The 17,977-nt window shown below is 68.9% G+C and carries 13 protein-coding genes; 8 read left to right on the forward strand and 5 right to left on the reverse strand.

Translation table 11 applies throughout. The annotated features are described in order from the left end of the window. The first annotated feature begins 13 nt into the window (after positions 1 to 13). Complete coding sequence (locus AC36XV_RS13890) at positions 14 to 841, forward strand: class II glutamine amidotransferase (RefSeq protein ID WP_492204285.1); 828 nt, start codon at positions 14 to 16, stop codon at positions 839 to 841. A 51-nt stretch (positions 842 to 892) separates the two neighbouring features. Here AC36XV_RS13890 and AC36XV_RS13895 read toward each other — a convergent pair whose 3' ends face one another. Next, complete coding sequence (locus tag AC36XV_RS13895; RefSeq protein ID WP_492204286.1) at positions 893 to 2,173, reverse strand: dipeptidase; 1,281 nt, start codon at positions 2,171 to 2,173, stop codon at positions 893 to 895. Between the two features lie 176 nt (positions 2,174 to 2,349). Between AC36XV_RS13895 and AC36XV_RS13900 the strand changes: the two genes are divergently transcribed. After that, positions 2,350 to 2,931 carry an SRPBCC family protein gene (locus AC36XV_RS13900; protein ID WP_492204287.1) on the forward strand — a complete coding sequence of 194 codons (582 nt, stop codon included), beginning with the start codon at positions 2,350 to 2,352 and terminating at the stop codon, positions 2,929 to 2,931. A gap of 47 nt (positions 2,932 to 2,978) precedes the next feature. On the opposite strand, the gene AC36XV_RS13905 is transcribed toward AC36XV_RS13900, so the two are convergent. Together AC36XV_RS13905 and AC36XV_RS13910 are read right to left on the reverse strand one after the other, a co-directional pair. Continuing rightward, positions 2,979 to 6,431 (reverse strand): UvrD-helicase domain-containing protein, encoded by a 3,453-nt coding sequence (locus AC36XV_RS13905; RefSeq protein ID WP_492204288.1) that lies wholly within the window; start codon positions 6,429 to 6,431, stop codon positions 2,979 to 2,981. Between the two features lie 2 nt (positions 6,432 to 6,433). Further along, the gene (locus AC36XV_RS13910) at positions 6,434 to 9,613 is read right to left on the reverse strand and encodes a PD-(D/E)XK nuclease family protein (RefSeq protein WP_492204289.1); all 3,180 of its coding nucleotides are present in this window, start codon (positions 9,611 to 9,613) and stop codon (positions 6,434 to 6,436) included. A gap of 138 nt (positions 9,614 to 9,751) precedes the next feature. Between AC36XV_RS13910 and AC36XV_RS13915 the strand changes: the two genes are divergently transcribed. Both AC36XV_RS13915 and AC36XV_RS13920 read left to right on the forward strand, forming a co-directional pair. Then, positions 9,752 to 10,006, forward strand: coding sequence for a type II toxin-antitoxin system Phd/YefM family antitoxin (locus AC36XV_RS13915; RefSeq protein ID WP_492204290.1), 255 nt, complete (start codon positions 9,752 to 9,754; stop codon positions 10,004 to 10,006). A gap of 77 nt (positions 10,007 to 10,083) precedes the next feature. Next, complete coding sequence (locus AC36XV_RS13920) at positions 10,084 to 10,506, forward strand: PIN domain-containing protein (protein ID WP_492204291.1); 423 nt, start codon at positions 10,084 to 10,086, stop codon at positions 10,504 to 10,506. Positions 10,507 to 10,539: 33 nt separating this feature from the next. On the opposite strand, the gene AC36XV_RS13925 is transcribed toward AC36XV_RS13920, so the two are convergent. Then, positions 10,540 to 11,274, reverse strand: coding sequence for a 3'-5' exonuclease (locus AC36XV_RS13925; RefSeq protein WP_492204292.1), 735 nt, complete (start codon positions 11,272 to 11,274; stop codon positions 10,540 to 10,542). A 143-nt stretch (positions 11,275 to 11,417) separates the two neighbouring features. On the opposite strand from AC36XV_RS13925, the gene AC36XV_RS13930 reads away from it, so the two are divergent. Further along, positions 11,418 to 13,040 (forward strand): trypsin-like peptidase domain-containing protein, encoded by a 1,623-nt coding sequence (locus tag AC36XV_RS13930; protein WP_492204293.1) that lies wholly within the window; start codon positions 11,418 to 11,420, stop codon positions 13,038 to 13,040. 631 nt (positions 13,041 to 13,671) lie between these two features. Here the strand turns inward: AC36XV_RS13930 and AC36XV_RS13935 are convergent. Then, complete coding sequence (locus tag AC36XV_RS13935) at positions 13,672 to 14,307, reverse strand: LEPR-XLL domain-containing protein (protein WP_492204296.1); 636 nt, start codon at positions 14,305 to 14,307, stop codon at positions 13,672 to 13,674. On the opposite strand from AC36XV_RS13935, the gene AC36XV_RS13940 reads away from it, so the two are divergent. The 3 genes from AC36XV_RS13940 to AC36XV_RS13950 all read left to right on the forward strand — a co-directional run. Beyond that, a complete protein-coding gene (locus AC36XV_RS13940) occupies positions 14,218 to 15,159 on the forward strand; it encodes an alpha/beta hydrolase family protein (RefSeq protein ID WP_492204297.1) in 942 nt (313 codons plus the stop codon). The genes AC36XV_RS13935 and AC36XV_RS13940 overlap by 90 nt on opposite strands. 158 nt (positions 15,160 to 15,317) lie before the next feature. Then, a complete protein-coding gene (locus tag AC36XV_RS13945) occupies positions 15,318 to 16,487 on the forward strand; it encodes a DUF819 family protein (protein ID WP_492204294.1) in 1,170 nt (389 codons plus the stop codon). A gap of 137 nt (positions 16,488 to 16,624) precedes the next feature. Beyond that, positions 16,625 to 17,977: ABC transporter permease (locus AC36XV_RS13950; protein WP_492204295.1), on the forward strand; the 1,353-nt coding region annotated here is incomplete at its 3' end.

The following is a 17,977-nucleotide window of genomic DNA, read 5'->3' on the forward strand; positions in this document are numbered from 1 at the left end:
CGGAGAAGCACTCATGTGCCGCTGGCTCGCCTACTCCGGAGCCCCGCTCTACCTCGAACAGATGATCTTCGAGCCCGAGCACTCGATCATCGACCAGAGCCTGTCGGCCCGCAGCGGGCCGACGACCACCAACGGCGACGGATTCGGCATCGGCTGGTACGGTTCCCGCGACACACCGGGCGTGTACCGCGACATCCAGCCGGCCTGGAACGACGCCAACCTGAGGCATCTGGCTCAGCAGATCCGCTCGCATATGTTCGTGGCCCATGTTCGGGCGGCCACCGGCGGCACGCCGGTGCAGCAGACCAACTGTCACCCGTTCGTTCACGGACGCTGGCTGTTCCTGCACAACGGACGCATCGAGGGCTACCGGGAGATCCGGCGCGCCCTGGAATTCGCCGTCAGCCCGGAGCTCTACAACGGGATCGAGGGAACGACGGACTCGGAGGTGATGTTCCACCTCGCTCTCAGCTTCGGGCTCGAAGAGGATCCGATCGGGGGCCTTCAGAGGATGGTGGGCTTCGTGGAGGAGGCCGGCTGGAACGCGGGCATCGAGCACCCGATGCAGATGACGATCGGACTGACGAACGGACACCGCCTCTACGCGGTCCGCTACTCGTCGAACAGCGCGTCGCGAACGCTCTACCACAGCCGGAGCATCCGCGCCCTCAAGGAGCTGAACCCGATGTTCGAGCGCTACAGCGATGACGCGATCGTCGTCGTCTCGGAGCCGCTGAGCGACGTCGCCGATTACTGGGAGGAGATCCCCGAATCGAGCGTCATCGTGGTGGAGGGACGCGAGGTCAGCCAGCGTCCATTCAGGCCCGAAAGGCCCGCCTGATCCGTCTCGCCCCCTCGGACCACCGGAAGCTCCCGCACGCCGGGGTCTTGCTCAGGGAACCGGCGCGAAGTCCGTGATCACCGCCGTGGACGGAGGGCGCTCTTCCTGGAGACGGCGGGCCACGGACTCCGCCTCCCGTAGGACCCGCAGGATGTTCCCGCTCGCCAGCTTCCCGAGATCCTCGTCGCTCCACCCGCGCTCGATCAGCCGCGCGAACAGGACCGGGTAGGCGGAGACATCGGGAAGGTCCGGAGGGGCCGTCATCCCGTCGTAGTCGGACCCGATCCCCACGTGGTCGATTCCGGCCACGTCGCGGACGTGCTCGATGTGGTCGGCGACGTCGTCGACCGTGCCGATCGGACGCGGCTCCTCGCCTCGAAGCCGGCGCACCTCGTCCCGGATTTCCTCCCGGGACGCTCCGGCGGCTCGCATCTCCTCGACCCGGGCGGCGAGGCGGTCATCGTAGTCCGCGGCCGCCTGGTTCACGAACGGCTGCACGAAGGTCACCATGACGACCCCGCCGTTCTCGGGCATCCTCGCGAGGATCGAGTCCGGCACGTTCCGCGGCACATCGACGAGGGCCCGTGCCGAGGAATGCGAGAACATCACCGGCGCTTCCGAAACGTTCAGGACGTCACTCATCGTGGCCGGCGAGACGTGCGACAGATCCACGAGCATCCCGAGCCGATTCATCTCACGCACGACTTCCTCGCCGAACGGCGCCAGGCCGTCGCTGCGAACCTCGTCCTGTGCCGCATCGACCCAGTCCAGGGTCACGTTGTGGGTGAGCGTCATGTAGCGGGCTCCGAGGGCGTAGTACACCCGCAGCGCCCCGAGCGAATTCTCGATGGCGTGGCCGCCTTCCACCCCCAGCATGGACGCGATCTTCCCCTCCGCCATGGCCCGCTCCACCTCGTCCGCCGTCCCGGTCAGCACCAGCTCCGGGTACCGGTCGATCATCCGGCGGGCGATGTCGATCTGCTCGAGCTGCATCCGCGCGTAGCCGCTGTCGGGAACCTCGCCCGGGATGTAGACCGACCAGAACTGGGCCCCCACGCTTCCGGCCCTCAGCCGCGCGATGTCCGTGTGTCCCGGAACCGTTTCGTAGAGGTCGTACGCCTCGACGTCCATCGGCGCCTCATCGAAGGCCCGGATCTCCCACGCGAGGTCGTTGTGGCCGTCGAACACCGGGGTGCGCTGGAGCACCGCCCGGGCATGCGCGAGCGGGTCCGCATCGCTCCCCGTCGCTTCCTCCGCCGGCCTTCCGGCAGAGCCCGCCTCGCACGCCCCGACCGCCACAATGACCGCCACCATCCACCACGCTCGCTGCAAGACCGCCTCCCGGTGTGGTACGAACGAATGACTCTTCCCTCGACGCCACGGTAGGACGGGGATCGGCGATCGCGCAATCCGGCCGCGGCACGTCAGACCCCCGACTCGCGCGAGGCGCGCGTATATTGGTGGAAAGAACCGGCCCCAGAAGTTGAATCCGCTACTGGAGTGGAGACATGGCCTCACGCAGACGCATCCCGGTGTTCGCAGCCGGCGCCCTGGCCGGCATCCTCGTCACGGCACTGCTCGGAAGCGCCCGGCCGGATGCCCCGACGGCGGCCGACGGGCTGGACACGGGCGGTTTCGAGTTCTCGATCGCCCGCACCGTCCCGGGCTCGCCCATGGACACGTGGAACGCGCTGACGGGCGATGTCAGCGGCTGGTGGGACCACAGTTTCTCGGGGAATCCGTACAGGATGTACATCGAGCCCCGTCCCGGGGGCGGCTTCTACGAGATCTTCGACGCATCGGGCGACGGAATCCGACACGCCGTGGTCACCGCCGCCGAGCGCGGGCTGCTGCTTCGCTTCGAAGGACCGCTCGGCCTGGCCGGTCATGCCATCCAGATGGTGGCCACGTTCGAGCTGAGCGAAGTCGGGCTGCAGGGCACATCGACGAACGTGAACGTCACCGTCCGCGCGGAAGGAGAGATGCACGACGGCTGGCCCGAGACCGTGGAACAGGTGTGGCACCACTTCATCGACGAGCAGTTCGTCGCGTACATGGAGGCGGGCGGCAAGACGGACGTGGACGAGTAGGTCCTGCACCGGCGATCGCCATCGCCGCACGGCTCCGCCCCCGCTCTCTACAGGTCGGCCGCCACGTTTGGATGGGTGAAATGCAGGCTCACCCGAACCGGGACGCCGAGGAGGGCGGACGCTGCCTCGCGGTACACCGACACCTGAACCGCGTAGCCAGCAGCCGTCCGGGGCACCTGGTTCGCATCGATCTGGTGGGTCTTGAAGTCGATGATCCAGGGACCGGACGCGCCCGCACCGTCGCCGGGACGGAAGAGGTCGTAGGCGCCGAGACGCCATTCGCGCCTCCCGATCAGGTGAAGAAACGGGAGCTCGCGCCAGTGCGGACCGGCGACGTAGTGCGACCACTCGTCGCTCCGCACCACGGCGGCGATCTCCGCTTCCAACTTCTCCCTATACGCCGATCCGGGCTCGAGCAGGGTTTCCGATTCCGGGGCGTCGAGGCCCGCGATCGCTTCCCCGAGAAGGCGAGAGAGCTCCGACTCGGCCTCGAGCCGCTCGAGCACCGTGTGGATCAGGGTGCCCCGGACGGTGGCCGGCAGACCGTCGCCGGACGACCGCCGGCAGAACTCGGCCTCGGGGACGACCCCGTGCCGGTATCGCAGCTCCCACTCGCCGGGATCGAGCGCGCGGAGCCGGAGCTCGGTGGCTGAGCTCAGGAAGCTCTCCTCCGCCCCCCGGATGGGACGGGTGATCGGAGGCGGTTCCCTTTCGACCAGGTGATCGAGCCACCACAGCTCGACCGGCGCGGGAACGAGCGATGCCTGGATGGGGTCCGGCGTGCGGTACAGCACCACCGGCAGCTCCGCGCTGTCTCCCGGGGCCGGAGCGCCCGCGTCCCTCGCCCCGTCGTCGGCCCGATGGGCGAAGATGTTGAGCTGGCCCGACTCGTCCTCTTCTTCGTCGTCGAAGCCGAACGCATCCAGCTGCCGACCCGTGCCCGTAGCCGAGTCGTCGTCACGGGCCGGCTCTCCCCGGCGATCGCGCCCCTCCGAGGCCGCGGCGCCTCCTCGCAAGTCCACGACTTCGTGCGCCTCCACCGCTCCATCGAGGCCGGGCTGCAGCCAAAGCGCGTAGCCCCGCGGGCGCTCCGTCGGACCCGAGATGATCAGCCGGTCGCGCGCCCGAGTGGCCGCCACGTAGAGCAGCCGCGCCTCCTCGGCGTGGTCTTCGGCGAGAGCGGTGTCGAACAGGCGCTCCGATCGCGGGCCCCGCTCGCCCTTCACGCCCATGAAGACCGGACCGAGGGCCGGATCGCTCCAGTAGGTGCCCGTCAGCCGCCGTCCCGTGTCGTCGGGCCCGCCCCGGGTGCCGGCCAGCACCACGACCGGCCATTCCAACCCCTTCGCCGTGTGCACCGTGCTGAGCGTGACCGCGTCGTCGTCCTGGCTGGTGAGCGGAGCCTGAGGCACGCCCGTGTCCTGGTCGTTCCACTGGTCCCACAGGCGCAGGAACCCTCCGAGCGGCAGGTGGCGATACTCTTCCAGCAGGGCCTGGAAACGCTCGATGTTCGCCAGAGCTTCGGCGGCATGGTCGCGCAGAAGCAGGTGGAGTCGGTATCCCGTCCGGTCGAGGAGGCGGCGCAGGATCTCTCCGTGGTGGGCGCGGTCCACCAGCCCCTGGGCATGGTCGATCGCCTCGAGCCCCTGGCGGAGGGCCCAAGCCTCCACCTCGTGTACCTGCGGGTTCTCCGGCGCCGGAAACGGTTCGATCGATCCGTCTTCGAGCCCCGTCAACCAGGACCGTGCCCGGGCGAGAAGCGAGGATCGACCGGAAGCGCCCCGGACCTTCGGGTCCAGGCGGATCCGGGCCACGACCTCGTCTCTCAATCCGACGAAGGGGGATCGCAGGTACGCAAAGGCCCTGAGGTCGTCGCTCGGGTTGTCGACCAGCCGCAGCGCGGTGACCACGTCGAGGATTTCCTGTCGGTCGGTCAGGTCGCCCGCCGAGCTGTTGTAGAAGGGAACGCCGTACTGATGCAGCCCCTCCTCGAGCTCCCGCAGGGCCAGGCGGGTGCGGGCGAGAATGGCGATGTCGCGGTACGCCGCCGGGCGGCAGCGGCCGGTGTCGGGGTCGCGCACGAGCTCGTGTCCGACGATCCGTCGGATCCGGGACGCGATCAGCCGCCCCTCGGCCCGCTTCGCTTCGCTCCCCCGTCCATCGTTGACCAGCCACTCGAGTCCGCCCGCCGGTGTCCCCGCGATGGCGTCCCGCAGCGGCACGTAGTTCACGGCGCTTCGAGGAGCGACTTCTCTCAGCTCCGAGGCCCGTTCATCCATCACCGGACCGCAGACCCGGTTGACGAACTTCACGACGGGCGGCTCACTCCGGAAGTTGTAGCTGAGCTCGAGCAGCCGACCCCTCGTACCTACGACGTCGCGCACCTCGTTCCACACGCCGATGTCGGCGCCTCGGAAGCGGTAGATGCTCTGCTTCGGGTCCCCGACCAGGAAGAGCTGCGGCCGGTCGGCCGGCCGGCCACGCGCAGGCGTACCGGCGGCGGTGTCCGTCGCTCCCGGGATCGGCAGTCCCGCGATGGCGAACGCGATGTCCCGCTGGGCCGCATCCGTATCCTGGAACTCGTCGATGATCAGGATGCGGTATCGAGAACGGACCGCCTCGAGCGCCGGCTGGGTCTCGGGGCGCGTGAGCAGGCGCCGGGCGTCGAGGATCAGGCTGTCGAAGTCACGGACGTTCTCGGTCTCGAGCCAGTTCAGCCACCGGGCCAGGGCCCGGTATGCGTAGCGGTGGAGGTCGGCGGCCACGCTCAGGGACGCTTCATCGTGCTCCGCCGTGGTCCCGGCCGCATCCGTCAGGCCGACCCGATCCGCCAGGGCCCGAAGCCCCTCCGTGTCGAGCCGGGGAGGACCGTTCGGGTCCTCGGTCAGCCACGGGGCATACCGCCTCGCGTGCCACCGCAGATCGCGCATGACCCCGCGGATGTTCCCGATCGCCCCGGCCTGGTGAGTCCGGTCGTACAGCCCCTTGAATCGCGTCACCAGCGCCCGCGCTTCCGGCTCGCCTTCCGCCAGCGCGCTCTTCAGGACGTCCTTCAGCAGGTCGTCCTGGTGTACCCGGGTCTCGCGCTCGTCCAGTACCCGGAAGGTCGGATCGATCTCGAGCCGGAGCGCGTGGTCCCGCAGGAGCTCCCCGCAGAAGCCGTGAATCGTTCCCACCGAGGCGCGGTCGATCTCCCACCGCAGCTCGTCGCCACGCTCGGAAGCCTCGATTTCGATTCGCAGCTTCCTCTTCAGATCGTACGCGGCCTTCTCCGTGAAGGTGATGGCCGCGATCTCGTCCAGCCGGCAGGGCGACGGACACGCCGCGAGTGGCTCACCCGTGGCGCCGCTCGTCCCGGCCTCCAGTCCCAGCATCCAGAGGATCTTGCCCACCACGGTCGTCGTCTTGCCCGTTCCGGCGCTCGCCGCCAGCAGGACGTCGCCCGTCGCGGTGACGGCGGCGGCCTGCTCGTCGGTCCACTGCATGTCCCGGATGCCCATCGTCACTCCGACAGCCGGTCGAATCGTGAACCGTCCGCCAGCTGCGCCTCGCTGCGGGTCACATCGCGGCCCGGCTGCCAGTGCGCGATCGAGGCGGACGCGGCCTGCACGGCTTCGAACAGGCCTGCCCGGACGCGGCCCGGGATCGACAGGGCCAGGCGAAGGGTCGGCTCGGCGCGGGTGTACTTGAGCTCGTACTTGTTCGCGGGATCGCCGGGTTGGCGAATGCCCCGGTATCGGGCACGGTCGACGGACCCGATGCCCAGGGAGTCCACCGCGAGCATGTAGAGCGCCGTCTGCAGCAGGGCGCCGTCCTCGTAGCCCTTCTGCTTCGGAAGGCTGGTCAAGCCCGTCTTGTAATCGAGGACGCGAAGCACGCCCCCCTCGCCGTCGCCGTGCCGGTCCACCCGATCGATCCTGCCCCGGAGCAGGAGCCGCGCCGGGTCTCCCGCGGCATCGCGACCGCGCAGCTCGACCGGGGGATGGTCGCCCATGCCGAACTGCAGCTCGACGGCGATCGGTCGCTCGCCCTTCGAGGCGAGGTACGGAAGCTCCCACTCGAGGTAGGACCGGACCATTGCCCGCACGTCCCGGCGGGTGACCTCCCACAGGGGTTCCAGTCCCAGCCACTCGTCCCGGTCGGCCTCTATGTCCGCGATCACCGCATCGGCGACTTCCTCGAGGTGCCGCTCGGTCGCCGGGTCCAGTGAGGCGGGAGGCGTCTCGGGGATCGAAGCGTAGAAACCTTCGAGGATGCGGTGCGCGACGTTCCCGAGCGTCAGGACGCTCGTTTCCTCCTCGGCCTCCGCGATCTCCTCGAGTCCGAGCACCCGGCCGAGCAGGAAGTCGAAGGGCCGCTTTCCGTACATTTCGAGCTGGCTCGACGACCACACGTAGTCTTCGCCGAACGTCCGCTCGAGCGCCGCCAGGACCACCGGATCCCGGATCTTCCCGTTCCAGGCCGTGGGTCGAAGCGAAATCGGGCGATCGATGCCGAACACCCGGGCCGGATCGACCGGCGCCTCGAGCTCCGGCCCGCGAGCGATGCCGAGATCCGCCTCGCGGCGCACGAAATCGTCCAGCCCTCCCGAACGGAGCTCGTCGGCGAACGCTCCCAGCACGGCACGCCGCAGGTGCTCCGGAGAGGCCGTCTCGAAGGGATCACGGAGGCCGGCGCGCCGGACGGCCTTGAGCTTGAGTGCCTCCGATCTCCGGAGCTGCCCGGAGCTCACGGGACCGAGGCCGGCCGCGTCCGGGCTCCGCTCCGCCCCGGCGTCCAGGTCGAGCGTCCGTGGGAGCTCACGGGCCGGGTCGTGCTCCGGCACCATCAGAGACGGAAGGCGGGGCACCCCGCTGGCGTCCGTGGTCCGGTACGTGACCGTGACCCGAGGGCCTCCGGTGACCGCCCGCCACAGGGTCCGTTCTCGACGCATCGACTCGAGCCGATCGGTCATCGGGAGGCCGGCCTCCCGGAGCTCGAGACGCTCCTCGTCGGAGAACACCCCCATCGAAACGGGCGTCCGCGGAAAGACGCCGTCGTTGGCGTGCATGACGATCGTGTGGGGAAACGGGCTCAGGGCTGCCTCGTGGGCCTCCAGAACGTGAACCCCCTCCTTCGACGGAGTGGAGAGCGCCAGCTCGTTGGCCTCGAGCAGCCGGCGCAAGCGCTCGTACCACTCGCGGATCGGAACGGCATCTGTCGAGCGCACCAGGTCCCGCCACTCGCGCAACAAACGCTCCACGTGCTCCACGCCTCGCTGGTCCAGCCTCACGATGTCCCACCGCTCGCCCACGGGCTGGCACAGCCTTTGGCGGAGCTCGAACCTCCTTCCGCTCAGCACGTCCATCGTGAGGTCGATCCAGGCCTGCTCGGGTCTCGGGTCTCCGAGGTCCGCGGTCCGGTCGAGGAAGTCGAAGAGTCGCGGCAGATCCGAGCGCAGGCTCGGTTCCGAGATCCCTGCACGGCGCCACCTCCGGCCGGTGTCGCCCCCGATCTCGTCGCGGATCCTCTCGAGCCCGGCGCGCCACTCGGTCCGCCCCTCCAGCCTGCGCGTCGTCGCGAGGACGTCCACCGGCCGGAGGTCCACCCCGGGCGAGAAGTAGGGACTGGTCAGCACCTGCCGCAGTCTCTCGAAGGTCCAGCCCTCCGCCTCGGCGCGGAGGAGCTGCAACAGGGCCTTGAGAGCGGGGACTTCGGCCAGAACGGTGCGGAGCCGGGCCGTGGACGGCACTCCGACTTCCTCGAGCGCGGTGTGTACGAGGCGCGTGTCCTCGTGCCCCGATCGCGCCACGACGGCCACCTGGTGCGGTTCGGCCAGCCCCTCGGCCAGGATCCGCTTCACGTGTCGGGCCACCCAGGACGCCTCACGAATGGCGTCCGGGGCCGGCTGCACCTCGACGTCCCCCGCGGCTTCGTCGTCTTCCAGCGTCTCGATCCCGCCGGTGGCGAGCGGCTCCCATTCGGAAGGCTCATCCTCCAGCGGGAGGTAGACGCGAACCTCCACCTCATCCTGGTCCGCCAGGGCCTGGAAGAGGCGTCTCCGGGCGCGCAGGGACGTGACCCCGTACACGTGAAGCACGTGGGCGCCGCCGATCCCCTTCCGAAGGTCCCCCTGCTCGATCCGCTCGGCCACCATGGCGTGGATCGAGCGGGGATCGTACAGCTTCCGGGCATCCAGCTCCGCCCGGAACGCCTCGTAGGTGTCCGCGACCCACGCGTTCCGCCGGCGAGTGAAGTCGTCTACGGAGAGCGGCTCGAGCGCCCGGCGCAGCGCATCCGGCGTGACACCCTCGGGAAGCAGCTCGCTGAACACCCGGTCGAGCATGTGCGTGCCTGCCGGACCCCGGTCGCGGCCCGCCGTGCGCACACCCGTTCGCAGTGCCACCTGCCCCGCCAGCCGCGCCACCAGCATCCGCCCCGTGAGGATCCCCACGGGGCGCGCCTCGATCCCGAACATCCGGCGGAGGTCCGAGAAAAAGGCGAGCGGGGGATCGAGCCAGCCGCCGACGCCCGCATCGGCCGCGGTTTCGAGCAGGGCATCGCGCTGCACCCGGTGCGTGAGAAGAAGGAAGGCGGTATGGCCCTCGGGTCCCGGGCTCCCGCGCACTCCTTCCAGGAAGGCCTCGGAGCAGGCCTTCCAGAGGGCCTCGTGTCGGCGGGAGCGGACGAGTCGCAGCGGCATCGGGGCAACATATCACACGCGTCGGACGGGAAAAGCCCCGGCGGCCGACAGGGGTCTTGCCGGAAGCGGAGGATCCAATTATGGTCATAATAGTCTTTATGACCATAATCTCGCCCTGATCCGCGAGGAGGGTACGACGTGTCCCGCACACTGTCTGTCGCTCAGGCGAAGGCGACGTTCGCGGCCTGTGTCCGGTGGGCCGAGGACGGCGAGCCGGTGATCATCAGTCGGCACGGAAAGCCCGTCGCGGCGCTGGTGCAGGTCAGCGACGTGGAACGGTTGAAGCAGCTGCGCGCGGCCGGCCCCGAGGGAGGACTGGCCAGCCTGGCGGGCGGCTGGAAGGGTTCGGAGGAGCTCGTGCGTCTGGTGAAGGGCCGCCGGCGCACCGGCTGACGCCTCGATTCACCTGAATCCCCCGACTCTCGAGGGCCTCGCGGAGGTCGCGGGAGCCGGGGGGAGTGTCTCTGTCCGTGACCGCATACCTGTTTCACGCCGACGCGATCGCCGACGCACTTCGTTCGGAGCCGGGCTCGGCTTACGCGAAGTGGCTGCGGACGTTACCGCGGGAGGACCAGTTCACCAGCGCGGTATCCATGGCGGATCTCTATCTGGGGGCCGACGGTTCGAGCGAGCCCGGTCGGCAGCGCCGGCTGATCGAGGAACGGGTGGTGCCGGCCGTCACGGTGCTTCCCTTCGATGTCGCAGTGGCCCGCAGGTTCAGCGAGATCCGCTCGTCCGTGAAGCTGCCCGGCGACCTGTCGACTCGCGAGCTGCAGGTCGCGGCGACCGCCCTCCACCACGGACTTCAGCTCGTGACCTCCCGCCCGAAACGATTCCGCCGGGTGCCGGGCCTGAGCGTCCGCTCTCTTCCCCGCGCCCGGAAACCGGCCTGACCCGCCGGAGCTCGCGAGGGTGGCCCTGCGGGGTCAGGGCCACCGCCAGCCGTTCTCCTTCAAGCGGATCAACGCGTCACGGGTATCGGGTGGAAAGTCCGACGTGAGCATCCACTCCACGTAGTCCGGGTGGTCTCCCACCGGCTCGCCGGCGTGCTTGCCGAAGTTGAACACCGCGCGGCCCCCGCGATCGAGCCGGAGCCGCTTCGAGCGATCCACCTCCCAGGGCGGCCGGCTCCGGTCCAGCAGGTCGTAGTCCTCCAGGGCCCAGGCGCGCTTCATCGCCGCGGCGAGCGGGATCAGCACGGAAGCGTCCGATACGGCGGAGTGCGCGCCGGCGTGGTCGTGACCGAGGAACCGGTGAACGGCCAGCTCGAGAGTGCGCCGTTCCGACTCCGCCCACACTCTCAGCAGGTCGATCTCGGCCAGCTTCGCCAGATCGAGACCCGGCTCTCCGGAGCGCCGCAGCTCCGCATCGATCAGGACCGTGTCGAAGACGCGGGAGTTGTACCCGAGCAGGACGGCGTCGGCAAGCATGGCCTGGACCTCGGCCGCGTGGATGGCGAACCGGTCGCAGCGCCGCACGTCGGCGTCCGTGATGCCGTGCACGGCCGTCGCCTGCGGGGGGATGGGAACTCCGGGATCGAATCGTTCGTGAAGAAGAACCACGGAATCCGTGGCCCGCACGATCGCCAGCTCGACGATACGGTCCCGGTGCGGATCGAGGCCCGTGGCTTCCACATCGACGGCGACTAGGCGTTCCCACATGATCCGGCCTCCCGGTTGGATGCGTCGGGGGACTCTCAATCTACACCGGCCGGCCCGTCGAGTCTCGCTCGACGAACCGCTGTTCCGAACCCGTCGCCCTGCCCCTACGTTGGTGGGGTTCATCTGTCGAGGAGAGAGTTCGCATGACAGCCGACACGACGCCGGCCATGGAGAGCGCGTTTCCGCCGCCGGAAGGCGACCGGCCGGACGGTTCCTCCGGCGAGCCGGGAGGTCACGCGGTGATTCTCCACCTCACCGGACCCCACCGCGGGACCCGCCAGCACCTGGCGGGCACCCGCGCCATCGTCGGCACGTCACCGGACGCCGTGGTGCACTTCCCGACCGGCGCCGATCCCCGCGTGCGGGGACGGCACGCCGTGCTGGTTCGGGGCGAGGACGGGTGGTCCATCCTCGAGGCCGAGGGCCAGGTCTTCGTGAACAGCGCCGACGTGCCCGGTCTGCACGGGCGCGAGACGCTCGTGCCCGGTGACATCCTGGAGATCGGTTCCGGCGGTCCCGTCATCCGCTTCGTCATGGAGACGCGTCAGGCTCCGCGCTACAAGTCCGTCGGAGAGGCCTGGAGGGACGCCCTCGACTGCGCCCGGCACGGACGCCATGGACGGCTGCGTCGATTCGGGCTGGTTCTTCGAACCCTCCCGGCCGAGCTCCTCACCCGAACTTCGCCGAGGATTCGAATCGCGGTCGGAAGCGTGCTGTTGCTCGCGATCGTCGGCCTCGCGGCGCTCGTCTCCTATGGACTCCGCGTGGAGAGACGACTCGGAGCGGAGGAGGAGCGCAGCGCCCGGGTCGAAGCCGCACTCAGCGCCCTTGCCACCATGGCCGAGGAAGACCCCGAGCTTCGGGGACTCGTGCGGAACCTCCAGGAAGCGCTGACCGGTCGAATCGAGGCGCTGGAGCAGATGAGCGATGCCGGACGCCGGGTGGTCACGGCGGCTTCCTCCTCGGTGCTCTTCGTTCAGGGCGGCTACCGATTGTACCAGACGGAATCCGGCCGGCCGCTTCGCATTCGCGTCGGTCCATCCGGGACGCCCCGCATCGGTCCCGGGGGCATCCCCCTGACGACGCTGGAGGGAGACGGACCGATCTTCGAAGTGCAGTTCACCGGAAGCGCCTGGCTGGCGGACGAGGACGGCCTTCTCGTCACCAACCGCCACGTGGCCATCCCGTGGAGCGAGAACCAGGAGATCGGACCGATCTTCGAGCAGGGATTCGAGCCACGACTTCGACTGCTCGCCTACCTGCCGGACCAGCCCGAGCCGGTGGAGCTGGAGTTCGTGGTCGCGAGCGAAGAGGCGGACCTGGCGGTGGTCCGGGCGGCGGACCTCGAGGGTCGGACGCCCCTGCCTCTGGCGGAATCGGATCCCGCGGCCGGGCAACCGATCCTGGTGCTCGGATATCCGGCAGGCATCGAAGCCCTTCTCGCCAGATCGGGGCAGGTCTTCGTGGACTCCGTCATGCGCGAGAGGCCGGACTTCTGGACGGTCGTCCGCGAGCTCTCCGACGCCGGGTTCATTCGGCCCCTGGCCACTCGAGGCATCATCGGACAGGTGACTCCCTCCACGGTGGCCTACGACGCCGAGACCACCCGTGGAGGGAGCGGAGGGCCCGTCCTCTCCCTGAACGGCGAGGTGGTCGCCGTCACCTTCGCGATCCTCGCCGACTTCGGCGGATCCAACCTCGGCGTCCCGGTCGCCGAAGTCCGGCGCCTCCTGGAGCGTGCGCGGGACCTCGGGGGCAGCGACTAGTCGGCGATATTCCACGGCAGCATGAAGCCATGAGGACCCGGAGGCAGCCATGCATCGATCCCTGATCTCGACCTCGACCCTTCTCATCGCCGGTTTCCTGTGCGTCCTGACGGGGTGCGGAGAACCGGGCACGGGAGAAGACCCGGGCCTCGACTACACGGTCCGCTTCCTCGACCGCCAGGTGGACCTGGAACCGTACTTCCAGGACTACCCCTACAGCGGCTGGAACGCCGACTTCGAGGCCGGACGGCTGTTCTACCGTCACACGACACCCGAGGGAACGTGGCTGATGTCGCAGGACCTCGAGGAGGCCCTGGGCTCGGGGCGGGTCGATCCGCAGGCCGGTGAGCGGGTGATCGACATCGATCTCTCGACCCGGAACCTGTGGGGGATGCAGTACGACTCGATCCGGGGGGACATGATCGTGCAGGGGGACGAGCGGAACGATGAGGTGATGAACCTCTACCGGCTGTCGCTCGACGAGGGAACGCTGACGCGGCTGACGGATGTCCCCTACCTCTACGGCTGGTCCTTCTCGAAGGACGGCCGCACGATCGGCTACATCGCACGGTACGGAGACACGGAGCCGTACCGCAATTGCCTCACGTTGCTCGATCTCGAGTCCGGAGAGTCATCCGAGGTGCTGTGTGAGGAGGGTGGGACACACCGCATGGTGTGGACGGCGGTGAACTTCCGGCCGTCCGGCGATGGTGTGGTGATCCGGCTCAACCGGGACGGGCACCGGAGTCGTGGCACGCTCGCCTACGTGCATCTCCGCGACCCCCATCTGGACCTGCTGCTCCCGGACGACGTGGAGCGACCGTCGGTCGGCTCGTTCGAGAAGGGGTGGCTGGACGAGAACCGCTTCGTGTACGCGTCCGACGAGACGGGCTACACGAACCTGTACGCGTACGATCTCGCGAGCCGCACCTCTACGCCCCTCACGTCCGTCGAGGAGAATGCGTGGTTCCAGTTGCTCGACACGGACGGGGGGCGCGCGATCCTCCAGGTGCTGGACCGTCCGTGGGAGAACGTGCTCCAGGTGCTGGACTTCGAGACCGGCGACCTGCTCGGAGAGCGCACGATCGACACCAACCTCGGGGTCCTCGGATTCGACGATCGGGATCGTTTCGTGGTCAGCCAGACGTCGGCGTCCTCCCCGTTTCAGGGAGACCGGATGCGGGTGTCCGTGGAGGGCGGAGAGGCCCGATTCGAGTTCTCGCCGGCGATCCGCCTCCCGGACGACTACCTGGCGGCGATCCAGCAGTGCGACGTCGAGCGCGTCGAGTACCCGACGTTCGACATCGATCCGGCCACCGGCGAGCGCCGGAGGCTGCACGCCTTCCTCTTCACTCCGCGCCACGAGCTCGACGATCCGGAGGCCCGGCTGGCGGTGATCACCTCCTTCTACGGGGGCGGCAACGGCTTCAGCGTCGGCACGCAGGTGTTCTGCGAGGCGGGGATCGCGTGGCTCTCGCCCGCCGTCCGGGGGAGCTCCGGCTTCGGCAAGGAATTCATGGCGCTGAACGACGGCGATCTCGGGGGCGACGAGATCATCGACCTGTTCTACGGCGCCCGGTTCCTGGAGCGGAAGCTCGGCCTCGAGCCGCGCCAGATCGGGGTGGCCGGAGGCTCGCATGGTGGATACGCGACCATGCGCGCCCTCACCTTCCCACCGGAGACGAACGGGCGGGGCGAGGACTACGACTTCGGGTTCGGGATGAGCCACGCGGGATTCTCGAGCATCGTCTCGTTCTACGACGCCACGAACATTCCCGACTGGATCATCCTCGAGGCCGGAGACCCGGCCACCGAGCGCGAGAAGCTGCTCGACCGCTCTCCGATCGCCCACGTGGACCTTCTCGACTCGCCGATTCTCCTCACCCACGGCTCCAACGACAACCGCGTCGGTGTCACGGAGAGCCGGGCGTTCGTCGAGGCGGCCCGTCGGCTCGAGAAGCCGGTCACCTACGTGGAGTTCGAGGGACAGGGCCACGGCATCTCGGGCCTGGAGAACCAGGTCACGTACTACCAGACCCGCTTCGACTTCCTGCAGGACGTGGTGTGCGGGTCGGGGATCGCCCGGGGGGACGAACCGGAGGCCTGCGAGGCTCCCTGATCGGACGGATGCGGCGGCGATCCGAAATCCGCAGCGGTCCACGCCCGTAGACGAACCTGGCGCGTGTTGCAGGATCGCTGGGCCCCGCCGAGGTTGTCCGGTCGTCCGAGGTCCGGCCGACGATCACGCGCGGCCCGAACACGTTTACCGGAGAATGCATGAACGCCGAACCGATCTTCAACGATCTCACCGGGATCATGGCGGTGATCCTCATGGTCCCGGTGGTCTTCCTGTGGCTGGAGAGGAAGACGGGCTGGAAGGTCTTCAACGTCCTGCCGGCGATCATCTGGATCTTCCTCACCCCCGTCTTCCTGAGCAACTTCGGCGTCATACCCCGTCAGAGCCCGGTGTACGATACCTTCAAGTCGTTCGCCGTACCGATGTTCATCGTCCTGATGCTGCTCGACATCAACATCCGCGAGGCGATGAAGGTCGCCTGGCGCGGAGCCATCGTCCTGGTGATCGGGTCGGTCGGAGTGGTCGTCGGCGCCGTGGTGGCGTTCATCCTGTTCCGTTCGGGGCTGCCTTCCAACGCGTGGTCGGGCTTCGGCGCCCTGGCCGGCAGCTGGATCGGCGGCACGGGCAACCTGGCCGCCGTGGCGGAGAGCCTGAACACGCCGGCCGAGCAGCTGGGCCTCGTCGTTCTCGTGGACAACTTCGTGTACCTCGCGTACTTCCCGCTCATCCTGGTCTGCAAGCGGTGGGCGAAGCCGTTCAATCGCTGGACCGGAGTGTCCCAGGCGCAGCTCGACCATTTCACCGAGGTCTCCAAGCAGGTGGAGCGCAAGACGCACGAGGTCCACTTCCGTGACGTGCTGACGCTCGTCGGGTGGGCGTTCGTGGTCATGCTGGCGGCGAACTGGCTGTCGACGCTCGTGCCTCCCCTGCCCCCGGTGCTGACGCAGCGGACCTGGTACCTTCTCCTGGTCACCACTTTCGGGATCCTCCTGTCGGCCACGAAGCTGAAGGACGTGCCGGGCACGGAGCCGCTCGCCATGGCCTTCGTCTACATCTACATGACGATGATCGGCGCCTCCGCCGACCTGAGGGCCCTGGGGGGCGGCCAGTTCTTCCTCATCGCCGGATTCCTGACGATCACGGTGCACCTCGTCTTCGTGCTCATCGGGGCCAAGGCCCTGAAGCTCGACGTGAGCATGGCGGCCGTGTCCAGCGTGGCGGCGGTCGGGGGCGCGGCCTCGGCCCCGGTGGCGGCCGGCTACCACCGGGAGGAGTTGGTCCCGATCTCGATCATGCTCGCCCTGATCGGGTACGCGCTCGGGAACTACCTCGGGGTAGCGACTGCGTATCTGTGCAGCCTGGTGGCCTAGGACGCGGCCTCCTCCGGCCGGCGACTGAAACTCCCTTCGGAATCGATCCGTAGAGAACCCCGGCAGCGACGGATCCGCCGCCGGGGCTGAGTGCGTGGTCGTGGGGCGGAAGGGACTCCGGTCGAAGGGGCAGTGACATGGATGGGTTCTTCAAGGACGTCCGGTACGGCGTCCGCATGCTGATCGGTTCGCCGGTTCTCTCCTTCATCGCCATCCTCGCCTTCTCTCTCGGCATCGGCCTGACCACCACGGTGTTCAGCATCGTGAACGGGGCCATGTACAAGGGGCTCCCCTTCCCCGAGGGCGACCGGATCGTGTCGATCTGGAGGGCGAATCCGGAGCGGGACATCGAGCGGGGCGGCGTGTCGCTGCACGACTTCGTCGACTATCGGGACGAGCAGACCACCCTCGAGAACTTCGGGCTGTGGGCCGGCGGGGCCGTGAACCTGGTGGGAGCGGACGACAAGCCCGAGCGATACGAAGGCGCGCGGGTGAGCGCGAACATGTTCGAGACGCTCCGCGTGGCGCCGGTCCTCGGGCGGGGCTTCCTGCCCGGCGAGGACGCGCCCGGTGCGGAGCCGGTGATGATCCTGGGCTACGACGTGTGGCAGGAGAAGTTCGACGGATCGCCCGAGGTCCTCGGAATGACGGTGCGCACCAACGGGGAGCCCCGCACGATCGTGGGGGTGGCCCCGGAGGGCTTCCGGTTCCCGATCGAGGCGGAGATGTGGGCCCCGCTCGTCATCGACCCCCTGGAGCACGCGAGGGGAGAGGGGCCGCAGTATCCGGCATTCGGTCGGCTCCGCGACGGCGTGTCTCTCGACGCGGCTTCCGCGGAGTTCGCGACCATCGGCATGCGACTCGAGTCCCAGTACCCCGAATCCAACGAAGGCTTCTCGCCCCTCGTCGAGCCCTACACGAAGTTCGTGATCGGCGATGACATCTTCGGGCTCCTGATGACGATGCTCGGGGCGGCGATCGGGGTGCTCCTGATCGCCTGCGCCAACGTGGCCAACCTCCTCTTCGCCCGGGCCGCGGTGCGGGAGAAGGAGGTGGCCGTGCGCTCGGCGATGGGAGCGCGGCGGCGAAGGATCATCCGGCAGCTCCTCATCGAGGTGGGCGTGCTGTCCACGCTGGGGGCCGCGGTGGGGGTGCTGATCGGACTCGGCGGCGTCGCCTGGTTCAACCGGGCCGTGGCGACCAATCCCCCGCCCTTCTGGATGACGTTCCAGCCCGACGGGAGGGTGATGGTGTTCGTGGTGGTGGTGACGGTCCTCTCCGCCGTCGCGGCCGGGCTCTTTCCTGCCCTGCGCTCCACGGGACGCGGCATGAACGAGGCGCTCAAGGACGAGGGACGAGGGTCCTCCGGGCTGCGCATGGGCCGCATCACCTCGATCATCGTGATCGGAGAGGTGGCGGTCTCGTGCGGACTGCTGATCGCGGCCGGGCTCATGATCAAGAGCGTGGCCCAGCTGCGTTCGATCAACTTC

The sequence above is a fragment of the Candidatus Benthicola sp. genome (genome assembly GCF_058719085.1).

Bases quoted from the DNA above. Each gene is read 5' to 3' on its own strand.
- AC36XV_RS13890 (WP_492204285.1), top strand. From the start codon at position 14: ATGTGCCGCTGGCTCGCCTACTCCGGAGCCCCGCTCTACCTCGAACAG.
- AC36XV_RS13900 (WP_492204287.1), top strand. From the start codon at position 2,350: ATGGCCTCACGCAGACGCATCCCGGTGTTCGCAGCCGGCGCCCTGGCC.
- AC36XV_RS13905 (WP_492204288.1), bottom strand. From the start codon at position 6,431: ATGGGCATCCGGGACATGCAGTGGACCGACGAGCAGGCCGCCGCCGTC.
- AC36XV_RS13910 (WP_492204289.1), bottom strand. From the start codon at position 9,613: ATGCCGCTGCGACTCGTCCGCTCCCGCCGACACGAGGCCCTCTGGAAG.
- AC36XV_RS13925 (WP_492204292.1), bottom strand. From the start codon at position 11,274: ATGTGGGAACGCCTAGTCGCCGTCGATGTGGAAGCCACGGGCCTCGAT.
- AC36XV_RS13930 (WP_492204293.1), top strand. From the start codon at position 11,418: ATGACAGCCGACACGACGCCGGCCATGGAGAGCGCGTTTCCGCCGCCG.
- AC36XV_RS13940 (WP_492204297.1), top strand. From the start codon at position 14,218: ATGCGGGTGTCCGTGGAGGGCGGAGAGGCCCGATTCGAGTTCTCGCCG.
- AC36XV_RS13945 (WP_492204294.1), top strand. From the start codon at position 15,318: ATGAACGCCGAACCGATCTTCAACGATCTCACCGGGATCATGGCGGTG.